This is a genomic window from Bacillus sp. J41TS8, assembly GCF_018333035.1.
GTDB lineage: Bacteria > Bacillota > Bacilli > Bacillales > Bacillaceae > Bacillus > Bacillus paralicheniformis.
Window position 1 is genome coordinate 19,483 of the sequence record NZ_BORF01000016.1, and the last position, 17,479, is coordinate 36,961.

A 17,479-nucleotide genomic window follows, 5' to 3' on the forward strand; every position below is an offset into this window, starting at 1 on the left:
AAAAGAGGAGAAGAATCATGCAAATTGAAAATAATATCAAAACGGATAAACGACCTGTGTCCATCATATTGTCAAAAACCATTAAAACAGGAATTATTAAATCTAACCTTATTCCGATGTTTTCTGGATTAACATTATCTTTATATACTTATAAAATCAGCCTTTCTGAGAAATTACCAGAAATATTTTTTGCATTAATTGGGTCTATTTTAGTAATGGGAGCGGCAGGAGCTTTTAACAACTTATATGACCGGGATATAGATTCTATTATGGAGAGAACCAAAAACAGACCAACCGCTACAGGAGAAATAAAGCCTAAAACAGTTCTATGGCTCGGTATCTTTATGATGATTTTTGGTGTAATAATCCTTGGTTTCACCACCTCTCTGGCAGCACTCCTAGGGTTTCTAGGATTGTTTTTTTATATTGTCCCGTATACCATGTGGAGTAAGAGAAGAACAGTTTACAATACAGAGGTCGGGAGTATCGGCGGAGCTATGCCGCCTCTTATTGGATGGTCAGCTGTCCTATCCGGACATCACACATCCTGCTGTTCTCGGTCTTTTTGTGACATCTGTGATATGGCAAATGCCTCATTTCTATGCTATAGCCATTCGAAAAAATGATGAGTATAAGGCTGCGAAAGTTCCAATGCTCCCTGTTATCAAAGGAGTTAAAAGAACATATATACAAACTAATATTTATTTAATCATCCTCATCGGGACAAGTCTCCTTTTTATTTCTTTGAGCCTCGGCATTATGCTTGTTTCCCTTATATTAGGTGTCATATGGTTGGTTCTTAGTGTGTATGGTTACAAAAAAATGGATTCAGAGAAATGGGCAAAATCCATGTTTATTTACTCTCTGATTCATATGACAATTCTTTTTTCGACTGTCATTATCTATTCTCTTATCGGAGTTATTTTCAATATATAGTTATTTGATTTCGTCTCTTTTACACGTTTGAAGGAATTGCAGTGTGACGGGAAAGAGCATACTCATGAGCCATATTTACGGCAGTCATTTCAATCGCTAGTGTAGTAGTGTTAGTAAAAAAACTGCCGACACATTGTCAGGCAGTTTTTTTCTATCTCTAGTCTTCAAAATGATGTTCCGCCATCTTGGCGAGGTTATGCGCGTTGCTGCTGATCTCCTGCATGGTGGCGGAAATTTGTTCAACGCCGGCGGCCTGGCCGCTCGTATGTTCATTGATGACTTCGATCGAATGCTCAAGGTCTTTCAATAACGCGTGGATTTTCTTCGTGATTTGGTCAATCTGCCCGACGTTTTCTTTTGAGTGTGTCGCGAGCTTGCGGATTTCGTCGGCGACGACGGAGAACCCTTTTCCTGACTCTCCGGCTCTCGCCGCTTCAATCGCCGCGTTCAGTCCGAGCAGGTTGCTTTGATCTGAAATGCCTTTTACGGTAACTGAAATTTTCTCAATTTCTCCGGCGCTTTCACTGACTTCTTTCGCCTGCTTGGAAATGTCGGACATTTGTCCGGAAAACCCGCTGACAGATTCGGCGATATCCTGAATGGCTGAGGCCGTCTGCTCGACGATGACCGACAGGCTTTCTGCGACGCGGTGAAGCTGATCCGATTTTTCAAGACTCGTACCGAGTCCGACTCCGCCGATAACCCTTCCGTTCTCGTCATGGAGCGGGATCGCTCTCGCCGCAAGAGGGAAGCCGAACAGTTCCTTAGGCACCATGCTCACTTTCTTTTTGTTTTGGCGGATGGCGTCTGTAATAATATCGCCTTCCTGCAAAGGATCACCCGCTTTGACATCAAGGGAAAATGTCTTTCCCGGAATGTTGACGATCAGCTTTTCAGTATCGTAAATCCCCACTGTCACATCGTCCTGAATCAGCTGATTCAGAAACGGCGCCACTTTCACAAAAGCATCCAGCAGCGGGTGGATGTCCGTTTTTACTGCTTCATTCATGTATCAAATCCTCCTTTTAATATGGAAAAATCCTTTTCTGGTGCTGGACGGAAATCCATTTTAACGTTGTAAATTCGTCAAGGCTCCACTCGCCGTTCAGCCTGCCGATTCCAGATTGCTTTTCACCGCCGAAAGCGACATGTGGCTCGTCGTTGATCGTTGTGTCATTGACATGGATCATGCCCGTCTCGATTTGCTTCGCGATGGCAACGCCGCGCTCCACATTTCCCGTGTGTACGGCTCCGCTCAGTCCGAACGAAGTGTCATTCGCGATCTCAACCGCTTCTGCTTCGGTCTCAAACGGCATGACGCACACAACCGGGCCGAACAGCTCTTCCTTGGCGACAGACATGTCAGACGTGACATCCGCAAGAATCGTCGGCTCGACGAGATTGCCTTTAATATCGCCTTTCAGAAGCGGTGTGGCGCCTTCTTCGATGCCTTTCTCAATCGATTTTCTTAAATGTTCAGCTTGGCGTTCATTAATGACAGGGCCGATCACAGTTTCAGGATCCAGCGGATCACCCGTTTTAAACCCGGAGATTTTTTGGCTGAACAGCTTTAAAAATTCCGGATACACTTCTTTTTGAACGAGAATCCGGTTGGCCGACATGCAGATTTGCCCCTGATGTGTGAAGCGGCTGAAAGCCGCGGCATTGACGGCGTATTCCAAATCGGCATCCTCAAGAACAATCAATGCGCTGTTTCCGCCGAGTTCAAGCAGCGGTTTTTTAAAATGTTTGATCGCCAGCTGTCCGATATAGCTGCCGACCTTCGTTGATCCGGTAAACGAGATGATTCTCGGAATCGGATGCTCAACGAAGCTGTCGCCGATTTCCCCGATATCCGTGACGACAACATTCAGAAGTCCCTCCGGAAGACCGGCTTCTTCAAAAATCTTTGCAATCAGCGTGCCGCCGCAAATCGGTGTTTCTTCATGCGGCTTTAAGACAACGCCGTTCCCTGCGCCAAGCGCAGGTGCAACCGATTTTACAGATAAAAAGAACGGAAAGTTGAACGGACTGATGACACCGACCACTCCCGCCGGAATGCGGTATATCCGATTTTCTTTCCCATCAACCGGTGAAGGGAGAATTTTACCTTCCATTTTGAGCGGGAAACCTGCCGCTTCTTTGATCATATTGACGACAAGATCGATTTCAAAAGCCGCTTTCAGCCGTGTTCCGCCAAGTTCCTCCATAATGAGGTACACGATCGCTTCTTTATTGTCTTCAATATAAGCCGCGGCTTTTTCTAAAATCGCTCTTTTTTCATAGGGATTGATGTTATCCCATTTCTTTTTCGCCTCAAGCGCAGATTTGTACGCCGCATCGACATCCTCCCGCGTCGCTTTCCGAAAAGAGGTAATCGTTTTATGGGTAAAAGGATTCAGATCGGCCAAGACGCTTTCACTTTGGCCGTCTCTCCATTCCCCTCCTATGTATTGACGGTTGAGGTCAGTCATTTGAATCATTCAGTCCATCTCCTATCAAACAGTTTTGGGAAAAGTTAGACTACATCTTATGTATCGGCAGTCTTTCAAGAAAATTCAATCTCATGAGTCTTTTGGATATAAAAAAAGATTTTACCGATAAATCGGTAAAATCCGGATACAAAGGGGAACAGCACCATCTTAGTTTTTCTGCGCAAGGTAAACGGTTGTGATCAGCATTGATAAACATTGCAGGATATATAAACCTGTTATTAAGAAAAATGAAAAGGAAATCCCTTGGAAAATAATTGCCAATGTCCAGGCCATTAAAATAGCCGCCATTGTAATGTTCCAGGAGAGCGCCTTAGCCTGATAATTAATTTTCTGCTGGCGTTCATCGAACAGCCTCTCTTTTTTTCCAATCCGTTTGTTCACACTGTATATAATTACGATCCCGAGCACGCCTATTCCTAAACCTGCTAAAGCGATCAGTGTGTTTGTCATCGTTTCAGTCAATATTTTCATCCCCCTCAAAAATAAATAAATCTTCAATCAGACATTCAAAAATTTGAGCCAGTTTATGCGCCAGAACAAGTGAAGGTTTATACTTCCCCTTTTCAAGGGAAATCACCGTTTGCCTTGACACATCGAGCCTTTTAGCCAGTTCTTCTTGTGTCATGTTCAGCGAAGTGCGCTTTTCCTTTATTAACGTTTTCATCTTTCCTCCATCGGAATGTAAAGTTTACTATACGTAAAGTATACTTAACAAAAAATCAGGTGTCAAGTTAACTTTACAAATAAAAAAAGATAGACAAAACAGACTTTCGCCTGTTCATCTATCTTTTTACTTCACGATTTCTTTTTACGCCCCTAAATCGACATTATGGTAAACTTGCTGAACGTCTTCCAAATCTTCCAGCGCGTCAATCAGTTTTTCAAACTGCGCGCGCGCATCCTCAGGAAGGGCGACGTCATTTTGCGCGAGCATGGTCAGCTCGGCCACCGTGAACTCTGTGATGCCGGCGTTTTGCAGCGCCTCCTGTACGGCGTGGAACTGATCGGGCTCGGCATAGACGATCACCGCATCGTCTTCTTCTAAAATATCACGGACATCAATATCCGCTTCCATCAATAATTCGAGCGTCTCATCAGCCGTTTTCCCTTCAAAGCCGATGACGGCCGTCGGATCAAACATGTAAGCGACAGATCCGCTCACACCCATGTTTCCGCCGTTTTTGCCAAATGTGGAGCGCACATCGGCAGCCGTGCGGTTGACGTTGTTTGTCAACGCGTCAACGATCACCATCGCTCCGTTCGGCCCGAAGCCTTCATAGCGCAGTTCGTCATAATTTTCTTCAGAACCGCCCTTCGCTTTTTCAATCGCCCGCTCAATAATCGCTTTCGGGACATTGTATGTTTTGGCGCGCTCTAGCACGAATTTCAGGTTCTGGTTCAGTTCGGGGTCGGGCTCTCCCTGCTTTGCCGCCACATAGATTTCGCGGCCGAACTTGGCGTAGATTCGGCTCGTATTCGCATCCTTGGACGCTTTCTTCTCTTTTATATTGTTCCATTTACGGCCCATGATGTAACCACTCTCTTTCAACATTGAATCTTTCATTCACAAAATCTATTATACCGCAGGGCCGGGCGATTTCATCAAATTGATGCATCGAATTTACGACATTTTTTTGGAAATCCGTCTTAAGATGCGAGTTTTCCGCTGTCTTTCTTCTGCTCTTTTTTCAAAACAGTAATGAAAATTCCTGCAATTACAAACACGATTCCGGTCAAATGAACCAGTGTGAATTGCTCCTTCAAAATGACGCCTGAGAGCACAACGGCCGATACGGGGAGAACCGAAGTGAAAATCCCGGAAACGCTCGCCGGCACTTTCGTCACGCCGTTGTACCATAAGTAAAAAGCAAGCACCGTAACAATCAGCGCGTAATAAAGGACATATGACCAATCAAGAAGTCCGGGAACGCTAAAATCAAACGAGACAGCCTCAATGACCGCAAACGGTAGAAAAAACAAAAAACCGAACAAGGAAACAAACGCCGAAATCGCCAATGCGGAAATATGGGGCGACAGCAATTTTGCCATTAGCGTAAACATCGCTTCACCGATCACTGCGGCCGCGATTAACAGATTTCCCATCAATGCATAAGGGCTCCCCGCTTCGCCGCCGGCCCCGAACAGGTTGATCGCCATCACGCCGATAACGGCCAGCACGATGCCAGCGGCCATTCTCTTTTCTATTTTTTCTTTTAATAAAAAGAAAGCCAAAATACCGACAGCCATCGGCGTCGTGCTCGTAATAATGCCGCTTTCCATCCCCGTCGTCAGCTTAACCCCGTAAAGCATGCAGATGCTGAACAGAAAGACACCCGTAAAAGACTGCAGCAAAAGAACAAAGACATCTTTTTTCGATAGAGCGGGAATGCCTTTCTCAATCCAAAAAAGCAAGATCATTAAAACGGCAGCCGCGATAAAAAAACGAATGCCTGACGACAAAAACACCGGAATCGTCTTCACCATCAGCTTGCCGACAACAACCGAACTCCCGACGATCGCCATGGCGAGAGCTAAAGAAAAATAAACTGAAATTGGGTTCCGCATAAGGTTTCTCCTGTCATGATGTATTTAAAATCCTTTTTAAGTTTAACAAAAATAAGGTAAAATTTATTTCTTTTGGAATAAATATTTTCAACTCATGCACATCAACCAGACAGCATTTTAATCAGTCCGCTTAATTGCGTAATCCCTTTCTTCAGGTCTTCACAGGAAGCAAATGCATATGACAGCCTCATGTAATCGCCTCTTTCCTGCCCGTATATGACGCCGGAATTAAAGAGAATTCCTTTTGAAAGTGCTTTGGCATAAAGAGTTTTCATGGATACCGGCGGCAATATCTTCAGCCAAATAAAGAAGCCGCCTGCTGGAACGCTCCATTCCGCGAGTCCTTCCAACTCTGTTTTTAACACATGCAACACAAAGTTTCTTCTTATTTTTAGCTGTTCTCTGACGTTTTCCAAATGTTTCTGATAAAGCCCAGATGTCAGCCATTCGGCTGCGACTCTCTGAGACAGTGAACTCGAGCCGTAGTCCGTCTGCATTTTAATATCTGATAAACGTTCAATGACCGGCTCCGGGCCGACGATCCAGCCGATTCTTAATCCCGGGCTCAACGTTTTCGAAAAACTGCCAATGTATAAGACGCGGCCGTTTTTGTCCATCGCTTTCATTGGAGCAGGCGGCGGTGCATCAATCCATAATTCGCGGTATATATCATCTTCAATGATAGGCAGGTGGTGTTGTTCGCTGAAAGCCAGAATCTCTTCCCTCCGCTTTTTGGACATTAACACTCCGGTCGGATTTTGAAAACAAGGGTTGGTGTACAAAATGGCTCTCGTCCGCATGTTTGGCGTCATCTTGATGCTTTCTGGCATGAGGCCTTCTTCATCCATTTGCAATCCGGCCATCCTCATTCCCGCAGATTGAAAGACATGCAGCGAATAAAGGTAAGACGGCTGATCAAGAAAAACGGTTGATCCGCTTTGCAAAAGCCCCATGGCGATTAACTGCAATGCTTGCAGCGCGCCGGAAACGATTAAGATGGAAGACGGGGAAGCGTGGATGCCGACCGTTTGTAAATAGCTGCTCAACGCCTCTCTTAAAGGAAGATAACCTTTTGGCTCCTCATACCCAAAGGCATCCATGTTATGAGCAACCTTCTCCATCATCTCCTTCATAATGTCCAGCGGAAACAATTCATTTGAAAGTTCGCCTTTGCTGAGCTGTATCAATGTTGAATTCGATTCAGATTGATTAATTTCCTGAACCGTTTTCCGGCTGGGCTGCTGGAATCCGGCTGCCACGTATTTATCCCAATCAGGGGTCGAATGTTTGGCCAACAATGTCCATGTATTGTTTATAACGATCGTGCCTTTCCCCATTCTGCCTTCTATTAATCCATCGGCTATTAATTCTTCCAAAGCTGTAATCACCGTGCTTCTGTTCACAGCGAAATGTTTGGCCAATGAACGCTGACTCGGAATTTTGGTGCCGATCGGCCATTCTCCATTTGCAATCTTCTCTTTTATAAATTGAATGATTTGTTTGTATTTTGGCGCGTGGGGCATAAATGGATCTCCTTTTATCGATAAGTGGTTGGGTTTATATTCTCAAAACTGGTTGAAGCCATTTTACCAAACGTCTATTAAGATGGATACACACATTTAAACCGGTTGGTTTTTTTAAAAAGGAGATTGAAAAATGATGAAGAAACAGAGGATGTACATCATGTTGTCATATTGCCTGATGATCGGCTTTTGGGCTTCGGCTTTTCCGGGGATCCGAGTCGGGCTGGAGGATTATACGCCTCAGCACCTTACATTGCTTCGGCTGCTGTCAGGTTCTTCGGCTCTAATATTGCTGGCTGCTGCCGTCCGGATGCGCCTGCCGGAGGCAAAGGACATCCCCATCATTTTGCTGCTCGGTTTTTTAGGATTTTCCGCTTACCACACATTGCTCAATCAAGGCGAGGAAACGGTCAGCGCCGGAATGGCAAGCCTTCTGGTCACGACAACGCCTATTTTTTCAGCATTGTTAGCGAGGCTGTTTTTCGCAGAACGATTTGGTGCAGCGAAATGGCTCGGATCAGGGATCAGCTTTTTAGGCGTCATGCTTATATCACTCGGCGTCGGAAACTTTGAAAACACGGCGGCTGGGGTGTTGTTCATTTTACTGGCCGCGATATGTGAAAGCATCTATTTCGTTTTTCAAGAGCGCTACATTCAAAAATACGGTTTTATCCCTTTTGTTTCATACGCGATTTGGGGAGGAACGATCCCCATGCTGTTCTTTTTGCCCGGGCTATTCGAAGAGCTTTCTCATGCTTCCATTCAATCTACTGCAAGTGTTGTTTATTTAGGATTGCTCCCTACAGTTGTCCCATATTTTGCGCTTGCTTATATCACCTCGTACAGAGGATCTTCAGAGGCCGCGATTTCGCTTTATTTAACGCCAGCCGCAACACTTTTCATATCATGGGTATGGATAGGCGAAATTCCCGCTTTCCTATCACTGGCCGGGGGAATCATAACGATAGGCGGTGTACTGTTTACATACAGAGGAACGAAAAATAGCATTTACAAACTCGAATAATTTAATTCTGCTTATCTCCAAGAAAACTAGAAAGGATGTCCGGACCCGGGGGCATCCTTTTTCAATGGAATGGGCGCCGCTTGCGAAAACGAAAATTTTCTAATGGATGCTGCAATCTCGTTTTATTTTTTAATCGATCAGTTGTCAGGCAAAGAATGGTTTCACATTAGAAAAAAGCCTTTTTATATGGAAAAGGCTCTTAAACTTTATTTTTCTCATAAACTTGTTTAACCAAATCAACGATATATTCGATATGTTTTTCATCATCGATTTGAATTTCATAATCACCGTTCCCCCAGTGGCCGGTGTTTGCGACATCCCTAAATAAATCCATGGGATCATCTAACTCGCCTCTTTTGGCATTTATCCAAATTTTTAAGCCCTTTTTTAAGAGAAGAACGTCTACCATGTTACACTTATGAACAGTAAATGCGATATACAGCTTTGTTGCTTTGACAGATATGTTGTCACCCACATTTAAAATCTCTTCTTTTAACTGCTGGTATAGATCAATCACCTCACCAGGCTTACGGACTAGATGATCTTCTTCTGTGAAAACTTTGATTTCCCTGCTCACTTGTTCGATTGCTTCACTTTGATTCGAAATTGTGTTTATCGACCCCGATGCCCCATTTGGTCTAATAGGATTCATTTGTAGCAGGTCATTTTCATACCTTTTGATTTCCCACAATTCCATCGGCAAATCTCTAAAATTAATGGATTCCTTTTGGTGTGTAGTAAACTCAGGCGAAATAAAGATGACCCTTGATTGCGACCAATCGACACTGTTCCTTTTTAAAAGCTTCTCTTGATTTTCATTATATTCAAGAATAAAGTCAGCTTTATTATTAAGCATGATGGACAGATAAGCATAGCCTTGATCTATTACGCTGGAATGTTTCTTGTTTTTATATTCAATAATAACAAACGATTGTGTCTGGTCATCAAATGCTAGCGTATCAATCCGAAATCCGGCGACTCGAAACTCAGAGGCAATGAACTTGAGGCCTAATAATTGCTTTAAATTTTTTTCACATAGGTGCTGTATGTCTTTTTCTTTCTCAAACGGTATTTCCCGGATTTCTTTCATATCTTGATGGTGTAATTGAAAGAGATTCATGGCTGCGCTCCTTACCTTCATTAAGAATGAACAACGTCATTTTCTAAAAGCATCCTCTTCAACAATCCACTCGGTTTATTCGCGCTGTCTGATAAACAATTCATATCACCCATGACAAGGAAGCTGTCCTTTGCCCTTGAAACTGCGACGTTTAGAAGGCTTTTATTGGCGTCTATAAAAAAGCAGCCGTCATTTTTCCCGTACACCGTCGACATGATGATGACCTTTCTTTCGCCGCCTTGAAAGGTATGGACCGTTCCTACGTCGATAAACGGTTTAACATCGGGTGATAGCGCACGCTTGATGATGCCGACTTGCATTTTAAAAGGGGTGATGATGCCAATGAGACTTTTTGGATCATCTTCATGATATGCATTTCGGATGTTGTAGAAATGCTCATTGATCCATGTGGCGATGGCCCTTGCCTCTATTTCATTATATCGGCTGCCCGCTTTTTTGGTTGACTGGTATGAGTCAACCTGCATATGACCAAGAGGTGGAATCGATAATTGAACAAGCGGATTTTTCTTATCCTCTGCCGCTTTACCTCTCATTGGCTCAAGTTTTCCTCTATACACCAGATTGTTGCAGTATTCAATAATTTCATCATAACAGCGCCTATGTTCGCTCAAAAACAAACCGCGTTGCTGATGTTTTTCGTATTTACAGCTTTTGCACGCTACCCTCATCACACTAGATTCTGACGTATTCAAGCCGAGTTCGCGAAGCTTCTCAAACTGTTCGATCGAAGTAATAACATCATTTGAAAGAGCTAATGAAATATCCAATGTTTCGTTGATATTCCACACCGGTTCAATCTGATAAACATCTCCGACAACAACTGCCCGTTTCGCAAGCGAAAATGAACATGCCGCAATCTCAGGAGTCACCTGTCCTGCTTCATCTACGATTAGTAAATCAATATAATTGTAGAGAAAATGCTCCTTCCCATTGTTATAGGCCAGCAGCATTCGCGGAAGCTGATAAAAAGTCATCACAAAACAAGGGGTCAACATACTTAAATTTGTATAAAACTGATTTAACACATTATCGAAATTTGTGCCTCTTTGTTTTTCCGACAGTCTTTTCTCTAAAAGCCATCTGCACTCATAGTAATGAACTGCTAGCCAAAAAGAGGCGTATTTTATGGTTGTATCTAAAAATTCATTCGCCTTATCTAAAGAAGAAAATGAACCAGGATATTTCTCAAGAATGTTCAGTGATATAAGTTCCACCATTAATTGTTTATATTTTGTGTTCAATTTGCTGACTTGTTGGTATGTCGCATCGACCTGCTTTATTTTTTCTCTCGTCTCTTTTGCTTTTTCGCTATACAGAGAGAGAATTTTATCGAGATTCATTGACTCATCAATAAATTCTTCATCCGGCTGAATAAAATATCTGACACGACTGACTAATTTGCTCTTGAAGAACGGCAGAAACTTGAATAAGCGAACAAAGAACGGCAAGTTTGAAAAGTGCGTCTGCCACTCTTTTATTCTTTGTTGTATCGATTGAAACGTGCTTTCCCACTCGGTTTTTTCCTCGGTCAATTGCGTCATGTATGTATCTAAAGAAACGCCTTTGGGAGCTATTTGATCATATTCGGAGAATAAGGATAAAACTTTTTGTCTGATTTCTTCAAGCGCTGTTAACCGATTTGAAATCGTTTGCTCACATTGCTTAATATCAGTATGGTTTGTTTCAAAATATCGACTGCATTCTTTGAGCATCTTTTCGGTTGATCGCTCAATGTTCTCGTTGCTTTCAACTTCGTCAAAAAAGTTTTCTCCCCGAGGGTTCGTATATTGAAATCCTTTTTCTTGCGCCTCTTTCTCCTTGCTGCCGGACGGAAAATAAACAGCAAAGCTGTCGACTCCTTCGATCCATCGCTGCTCTAAATGATTGTTTTCCCATTTTGGTTTAATCTTTCCGAATGATTCAATAATATTGGTTACTGCCTGATTGTTTGTTGATGAAGCGACAATGACAGGAGGATCTTCCTTTTTTAATGCTCGTTCGACATAAAGATTGGCAACGAGCGACTGCAATAACGTCGTTTTCCCCGTACCCGGCGGACCGTTGACTGCAAGAATTTCTCCATCTTCCATATTGTTGAAATGGTTCAGGCACTCCCTTTGCGATGGCGACAAAGGATATTCCCCGCCCATTTGTCCGACATGCTTCTGCATTTCTGACATCCGGTTTGGAATAAGCGGCGATAAAGAAGTGAATTTTTGGTTGATAAAATTTTGATAAAGCTGCAGATGATTCGGCTGGCTGGATAAAAGGTGATCATATAACTTTAATATATTTCTGGTTGCATTGATGGAATCATCCTTAAAGATATAAACATTTTTCTCTAATTCTATTTCTTTAACTGTATTTGAAGTTATTTCGGTTTCTGTAACTGACTCATACATATCTTTTGCAAACTCAAAATAGCTTTTCCAAGTGAGGTTGCTTTCCAACCTCTGATAATTGTTGCTCATATATTCATCAAAGTCATTGACATAGCCGATCGCAAGCTCTTCGTCAATGATTGGATGAAGATGCTCTCTCGGAATCCATGGATATTTGTCTTCTGAAGGCAACAACATACCATTGGCAGTCAAAACTGCCGGGATATAAAGAATTCCGGTCATATCTTCAATATTTGTCTCAACCCTTTGCTGCACGTCGAATTTCGTCTTGATCGTCTTTGCCACAACGATAACATCGAGTTTACCGGAGACATTTTTGTGGTCTGAAAGAACCGCGTAGTACTTACTGTCTATCTTTCCTTGTATAAGGCTATTCAAATCTGAAATCATAAAACGACTGTTTTTAAAGTTGATTTTTAGTTTCGCAGCGACACTATCGCGAAAATACTTGGTTACAGTTTGGGATGCCATCGCTTTTCCTCCTGATGTATGAAAAAAACATAATACTGGTAATAACATTAAGTAGTAACAATTATATCCTAAATGAATATATGGATAAATAACTGGCTTTACAAAAATATAGGAAAATAAAAAAGGATGTCACCATATAATATGAGACACCCTTCATAGGCAAATCTTTGATCAAACTCTAAATCGCTTCCGCTAAAATCATAAACCGGTACTGTGTGACATCAAAATAACCCTTTTCTTCAATCATTTTATGAATCGCGTACAATTCATCCATGTATTGATCCACTTCAAAACCGGGCGCCTGCCAGGGAATGGCTTTTAAGTAATAGACCAGAGCTCCAATATCATAAAACCTTTGAGTCGGACACTCTTCCCTGCTTTTTAAAACCTTAAAATCATGTTTTTCTATTTCTTTTAACGCTTTTTCCAAGTTCCAGTCCTTAAATTCTTCATTTAGCGGTACACCAAGTTTTTCATTGATTTCTTCGCAATCATGCCCGCCGACTTGCTGAGTGAGAAACAGTCCTCCTTTTGAAAGGATTCTCCTCACCTCTTGTGCTGAATATGACTCGTGTTTATTGATGACCAGGTCAAATTGGCCGGATTCAAATGGAAGATCTTCATCATCATCAATTTGGACGACCTGAACCCCTAAAGGCGTCAATCGTTCCTTTGCAACTGGCACATTGGGCAAATAGCATTCAGTAGCGTATGCTGACGAAGGAAACGGCCCCAATTTCGATAAAAATTCTCCGCCGCCTGTCCCCATATCGAGCATGGATTTGGAATCTTGAATAAGAGACAGAGCCATGCTTCCGTATGACCATGAAAGCAGGTCGCTTTTCATTCTTCCCGTATCGTCAATGAAAGAAAAATCCCAGCCGCTGAAAGGCTTATCTGCGTGTTTTAAATATGAAAGAAATGTTTTGTCATTCATAGTATCCCCCTCCAATTTTAATGTTTAAATATGTTTTAAACGATTGGAGGGCCTCTCGCGAATTTGGAAGGTTTTTATATTTCATGCTCTTGCAGATTCACTGTAATCGCACCCCATTTCATGGCTTTAAAAAAGAAGCCTGTAAAAGGACTTCAGAAACTTAACCCCCAACCGGCAGCTCAGCTGTTTGAACGCCGCCTGACGCCTGATTGTGGCTTTGGGATAAAGCAGCTCCGCCTAAGACCATAGCAGTTAACGATAAGCAAAGAATCAATTTTTTCATGACAATACCTCACTCCCTAATGATCTCATTTTGTTTTCGGCTTTCATGAATATTTTAACAAATTCCAGCGCTTCCTTGAAATCTCCTTTTTTCTCAAAATAGCTTGAGATGAGCAATGAAAGGTCACAGACACCGTCTAAATCATTCATCTCGTCCAAGGAATCGATGTCGTCTTTGATGCTTTTAACGTTTTCATGGCAATAAAGCTCATACATAATATTTATTTTCTTTTCATAATGCTTATTCCCGTTTTTCTTTAATTCCTCCTGTCCTTTTTTATAATAGAACAGGGCCGCTTCTGTTTCGCCGATTTTGAAAAACTCTCTGATCAGCATGTAAAGCGAGTTGATATAGTAGCTTGACTCGCACCATTCGGGGTTGCTCAACGCATGCTGGACGGCGAGAATGCATTCCTGAGACCGGCCGGAATTGGAATACAGAATGCTGATATTGTGATGAAGCATCGCTTCTAAAAACGAATCGTCGATCTTTTTGGAAATTTCAATCGATTCTTCGAAATACTTCTCCGCATCTTTAAAGCGCTGCATCTGCATGTAATTTGTCCCCATCACAACCTGGGATATCGCCAGCTTTTTTTCGTACCCGTCATGCATTTTGTAAATATTCATCGCGTCTCTCGCATAATTGAGAGAAACCGCATTTTGCCGGAGAGACATATACAGCCATGACACTTTTAAATAAAACTCGGCAGCTTCGATCTGATCGGGCACCTTCACCAGTTTTTTCTCGGCAACCTTGTACAGGCTGATCGCCCGCTCAACATTCTTGTTGTACGCTTCATGCATCGCCTCAAAAAAGTAGAAATAGTAATCGATCATATGATCCGTCTGCTCAATGCACTCGATTTGCGAATCATTAAAGTAAGACTCCCGCGGCAGCCGCTCTCCTCTCGCATCATAAAGCATCATCCGATACCGCTCCTCAAGAAGCGAAAAATAAGCCAGCACATTCTGATCCTCTTCCATCCCGGAAAACATCGACTTCGCCTCTTCAAAAAGACTTTTCGCCTGCTCAGTATCGTGCTTTTTAATGGCCAAATGGAATTCGTTCAACACCCCCGCAACCACCTCTGAAGCGACCTTGCTCATGCCGAACCCCCTCTTTCTCTTTAAGATTGTTCTCTATCTGTAAAATGATCTTATCACATGTGTAAATTTTTGTAATGACCTTTTGTCAATTAGTGATATGTTTTTGTCAACAATTGAAAAAGCCTTTTGTTGTCAATTTTAACTGTTGGTATAGATCAATCAACTCATCTGGCCTATAAACAGAAATGCTCCTTCTTTTTCAAAAACAAGAAACCACTCGCCTTCCACAAAGGCAAGTGGTTCTTCATTTATTTTAATTGCTGATAAGAAATCAATCGATGAATATGGACTCCCAAGTATGTTAGTTCATCGTTCGGAATGACGATTCCGTGTACCTGTTTGATATAATCTTTGATTTTGAAAGCTACATCCATTGCTTGCGGATATAAATTAGCAATTTGTTCAAACAATTCATTCTCCTGATCTGCCAGCAATTTATCAGCGTAAAATCTTTCAACAAAAAATTTAACGTGTGTGATAAATCGGCTGTAATGGATATTTTCTTGATCCCATTTCATATTTAATGTGTACCGGACAAGATTGACAATGCTCCCGATCATTTTTGCATACTTCATTCCATTTTTTGATTCTGTTTCTTCACCTAATGCATTAATTAAGTGGAACGCAATATTTGCCGCTTCCTCTTTCGGTAATTGGATCCCTAGTTTTTCATTGATGAGCTGCAGTGCATAATTCCCTGCCTCAAACTCTTCTGTATAGTAGTTTTTAATTTCCCAGTAGACGCGATTCGTAATATTGATGTTCTTTTTATAACGCTCTACTGCAAAATTCAAGTGATCCATTAATGTGAAGTAAACGCCGGAATTTAGCTTTGTTTTTAATTTTTCTTCTGCATAATGAACAATTTGCTGTGTCAATTCAATAAATTCTTGCGGTATTGAATCCAACAGTTGAAGAAATTCTTTTGCCTTCATATTGTCTACTGGCATAAACACTTGATCAGCTTGTTTTTCTTCAATCATATGCCCAGGTTTTCGTCCGTAACCGATGCCTCTGCCGCATAAAACCATCTCCTGTCGGTTCTGATCTTCAGCCAGTACCACACTCGAGTTTAAAACCTTTTTTATTTTAAACATCGCCATCACCTTTTCATGAATGCGGTTTTTTAGTCTAATACTTCTCCATTTGACTCGATCACTTTCTTATACCAGTAGAATGAATCTTTACGTGAGCGCTTCAATGTCCCGTTGCCATCGTCATCTTGATCAACATGGATAAATCCATATCGTTTGGACATTTGAGATGTTCCCGCACTAATAATGTCAATGGATCCCCAGCTGGTATATCCGAAGAGATCTACACCTTCTTCAATGGCTTCTTTCATCTGACGGAAATGTTCTCTGAAATAGTTAATACGATAATCATCATGGATCGATCCATCGCTTTCAACAACATCTTTCGCACCCATGCCGTTCTCCACAATAATGAGAGGTTTTTGATAGCGATCATACAATTCAATGAGCGAAATTTTTAAACCGACCGGATCGATTTGCCAACCCCAATCTGTTGAAGGCAAATAAGGGTTTTTCACACCGCGAATCGTATTGCCATCTGTTTTTTCCAGCCCTTCTTGTGCAGATTCTGTCAGGGACATATAGTAGCTAAATGAAACGAAGTCTACCGTATGTTCTTTCAAAATGGCAAGATCGTCCGCTTCCATCTTAATATTGATATTTTTTCGTTCCAGCATGCGTTTGATCAATGGCGGATATTCGCCAAACACTTGAACATCTGCATAGAAATAGTTATCAAGGTTTTGCTTCAGTGCGCGTTCGACATCATTCGGATGACAAGTGTGCGGGTAAGTCGTGAGTTTCGTTAGCATACATCCCACCTGACTTCCGGGAATGATGCGATGACAATCTGCAGTCACAAGAGCGGATGCCACAAATTGATGGTGCAATGCTTGATAAACGGTTTCTTCTACCTTCCCCTCTGGACAGCGGTCAGGAATGATTCCCGCTGTAATGAAAGAATGGCGGTGTATACTGTCTATTTCATTAAAGGTAAGCCAATATTTCACAACATCTTTATAGCGTTCAAAACACACATTGGCGAATTTCACAAAGAGGTTGATCACTTTTCTTTCAACCCATCCGTTGTATTTCACACTAAGTGCTAATGGCATTTCATAATGTGACAGAGTCACGATCGGTTCAATGTTATGTTTTTTCATTTCTTGAAACAGACGGTCATAAAACTGAAGACCTTTCTCGTTCGGCTCAGCTTCTTCCCCTGTCGGAAAAATTCGGCTCCATGCAATCGATATACGCAATGTTTTAAAACCCATTTCTGCAAAAAGAGCCAAATCTTCTTTATAGTGATGATAAAAGTCAATGCCTCTGCGCTTCGGATATTTTTTTACGTCCGGGTCTTTCATTGCGCGTTCAATGTTTTCAGAAGTAACAGCAAGGTGTCCTTCGTAATCTTCTACACTCAAATTCGAACGGTACATGGCAATATCTGCAACAGACGGTCCTTTTCCATCAACATTCCAAGCTCCTTCTGCTTGGTTTGCGGCAATCGCACCGCCCCATAAAAAATCTTTCGGAAATCCTTTTGTCTTTGTCAT

15 protein-coding genes and 1 pseudogene are annotated in these 17,479 nt (G+C 42.1%); 2 read left to right on the forward strand and 14 right to left on the reverse strand.

Annotation, left to right across the window (positions count from 1 at the left end):
- Positions 1–17: 17 nt before the first annotated feature.
- Positions 18–936 (forward strand): annotated as a pseudogene (gene cyoE, locus KI350_RS18725) (heme o synthase).
- A gap of 157 nt (positions 937–1,093) precedes the next feature.
- Here the strand turns inward: cyoE and KI350_RS18730 are convergent.
- From KI350_RS18730 to pdxR, 7 genes are all read right to left on the reverse strand, one after another.
- Positions 1,094–1,945 carry a methyl-accepting chemotaxis protein gene (locus KI350_RS18730; RefSeq protein ID WP_020450500.1) on the reverse strand — a complete coding sequence of 284 codons (852 nt, stop codon included), beginning with the start codon at positions 1,943–1,945 and terminating at the stop codon, positions 1,094–1,096.
- Between the two features lie 16 nt (positions 1,946–1,961).
- Positions 1,962–3,419: a benzaldehyde dehydrogenase gene (gene yfmT / locus KI350_RS18735; protein ID WP_025810370.1), complete on the reverse strand. Its 1,458-nt coding sequence runs from the start codon at positions 3,417–3,419 to the stop codon at positions 1,962–1,964.
- A gap of 159 nt (positions 3,420–3,578) precedes the next feature.
- Positions 3,579–3,893, reverse strand: a complete 315-nt coding sequence (locus KI350_RS18740) for a DUF2178 domain-containing protein (RefSeq protein WP_023855788.1) — start codon at positions 3,891–3,893, stop codon at positions 3,579–3,581.
- Positions 3,886–4,095 carry a helix-turn-helix transcriptional regulator gene (locus KI350_RS18745; protein ID WP_020450493.1) on the reverse strand — a complete coding sequence of 70 codons (210 nt, stop codon included), beginning with the start codon at positions 4,093–4,095 and terminating at the stop codon, positions 3,886–3,888. The genes KI350_RS18740 and KI350_RS18745 overlap by 8 nt, the downstream gene beginning before the upstream one ends.
- 144 nt (positions 4,096–4,239) lie before the next feature.
- Entirely contained in the window at positions 4,240–4,959 is a 720-nt protein-coding gene (locus KI350_RS18750; protein WP_003179658.1) for a YebC/PmpR family DNA-binding transcriptional regulator, read from the reverse strand.
- A 119-nt stretch (positions 4,960–5,078) separates the two neighbouring features.
- Entirely contained in the window at positions 5,079–5,996 is a 918-nt protein-coding gene (locus KI350_RS18755) for a DMT family transporter (protein ID WP_079289168.1), read from the reverse strand.
- Between the two features lie 101 nt (positions 5,997–6,097).
- Positions 6,098–7,519, reverse strand: a complete 1,422-nt coding sequence (gene pdxR / locus KI350_RS18760; protein ID WP_065644541.1) for a MocR-like pyridoxine biosynthesis transcription factor PdxR — start codon at positions 7,517–7,519, stop codon at positions 6,098–6,100.
- A 136-nt stretch (positions 7,520–7,655) separates the two neighbouring features.
- On the opposite strand from pdxR, the gene KI350_RS18765 reads away from it, so the two are divergent.
- Positions 7,656–8,543 (forward strand): DMT family transporter, encoded by an 888-nt coding sequence (locus KI350_RS18765; protein ID WP_025810363.1) that lies wholly within the window; start codon positions 7,656–7,658, stop codon positions 8,541–8,543.
- 199 nt (positions 8,544–8,742) lie between these two features.
- On the opposite strand, the gene KI350_RS18770 is transcribed toward KI350_RS18765, so the two are convergent.
- From KI350_RS18770 to KI350_RS18800, 7 genes are all read right to left on the reverse strand, one after another.
- Entirely contained in the window at positions 8,743–9,663 is a 921-nt protein-coding gene (locus tag KI350_RS18770) for a DUF5655 domain-containing protein (protein ID WP_065644629.1), read from the reverse strand.
- 20 nt (positions 9,664–9,683) lie between these two features.
- Positions 9,684–12,557 carry an AAA domain-containing protein gene (locus KI350_RS18775; protein ID WP_065644540.1) on the reverse strand — a complete coding sequence of 958 codons (2,874 nt, stop codon included), beginning with the start codon at positions 12,555–12,557 and terminating at the stop codon, positions 9,684–9,686.
- Between the two features lie 178 nt (positions 12,558–12,735).
- Positions 12,736–13,494, reverse strand: coding sequence for a class I SAM-dependent methyltransferase (locus KI350_RS18780; protein ID WP_026578916.1), 759 nt, complete (start codon positions 13,492–13,494; stop codon positions 12,736–12,738).
- A 160-nt stretch (positions 13,495–13,654) separates the two neighbouring features.
- The gene (locus KI350_RS18785; RefSeq protein WP_011197633.1) at positions 13,655–13,777 is read right to left on the reverse strand and encodes a PhrK family phosphatase-inhibitory pheromone; all 123 of its coding nucleotides are present in this window, start codon (positions 13,775–13,777) and stop codon (positions 13,655–13,657) included.
- A complete protein-coding gene (locus tag KI350_RS18790; protein WP_103750401.1) occupies positions 13,774–14,886 on the reverse strand; it encodes a Rap family tetratricopeptide repeat protein in 1,113 nt (370 codons plus the stop codon). Before KI350_RS18790 ends, KI350_RS18785 begins: the two co-directional genes overlap by 4 nt.
- 248 nt (positions 14,887–15,134) lie before the next feature.
- The gene (locus KI350_RS18795) at positions 15,135–15,983 is read right to left on the reverse strand and encodes a PRD domain-containing protein (protein ID WP_095292935.1); all 849 of its coding nucleotides are present in this window, start codon (positions 15,981–15,983) and stop codon (positions 15,135–15,137) included.
- 29 nt (positions 15,984–16,012) lie between these two features.
- Complete coding sequence (locus KI350_RS18800) at positions 16,013–17,479, reverse strand: glycoside hydrolase family 1 protein (protein WP_161513113.1); 1,467 nt, start codon at positions 17,477–17,479, stop codon at positions 16,013–16,015.

Coding starts and splice junctions, on each gene's coding strand:
- KI350_RS18730 (WP_020450500.1), bottom strand. CDS start 1,945: ATGAATGAAGCAGTAAAAACGGACATCCACCCGCTGCTGGATGCTTTT.
- yfmT (WP_025810370.1), bottom strand. CDS start 3,419: ATGATTCAAATGACTGACCTCAACCGTCAATACATAGGAGGGGAATGG.
- KI350_RS18745 (WP_020450493.1), bottom strand. CDS start 4,095: ATGAAAACGTTAATAAAGGAAAAGCGCACTTCGCTGAACATGACACAA.
- KI350_RS18750 (WP_003179658.1), bottom strand. CDS start 4,959: ATGGGCCGTAAATGGAACAATATAAAAGAGAAGAAAGCGTCCAAGGAT.
- KI350_RS18755 (WP_079289168.1), bottom strand. CDS start 5,996: ATGCGGAACCCAATTTCAGTTTATTTTTCTTTAGCTCTCGCCATGGCG.
- pdxR (WP_065644541.1), bottom strand. CDS start 7,519: ATGCCCCACGCGCCAAAATACAAACAAATCATTCAATTTATAAAAGAG.
- KI350_RS18765 (WP_025810363.1), top strand. CDS start 7,656: ATGAAGAAACAGAGGATGTACATCATGTTGTCATATTGCCTGATGATC.
- KI350_RS18770 (WP_065644629.1), bottom strand. CDS start 9,663: ATGAATCTCTTTCAATTACACCATCAAGATATGAAAGAAATCCGGGAA.
- KI350_RS18775 (WP_065644540.1), bottom strand. CDS start 12,557: ATGGCATCCCAAACTGTAACCAAGTATTTTCGCGATAGTGTCGCTGCG.
- KI350_RS18780 (WP_026578916.1), bottom strand. CDS start 13,494: ATGAATGACAAAACATTTCTTTCATATTTAAAACACGCAGATAAGCCT.
- KI350_RS18785 (WP_011197633.1), bottom strand. CDS start 13,777: ATGAAAAAATTGATTCTTTGCTTATCGTTAACTGCTATGGTCTTAGGC.
- KI350_RS18790 (WP_103750401.1), bottom strand. CDS start 14,886: ATGAGCAAGGTCGCTTCAGAGGTGGTTGCGGGGGTGTTGAACGAATTC.
- KI350_RS18795 (WP_095292935.1), bottom strand. CDS start 15,983: ATGTTTAAAATAAAAAAGGTTTTAAACTCGAGTGTGGTACTGGCTGAA.
- KI350_RS18800 (WP_161513113.1), bottom strand. CDS start 17,479: ATGACAAAGACAAAAGGATTTCCGAAAGATTTTTTATGGGGCGGTGCG.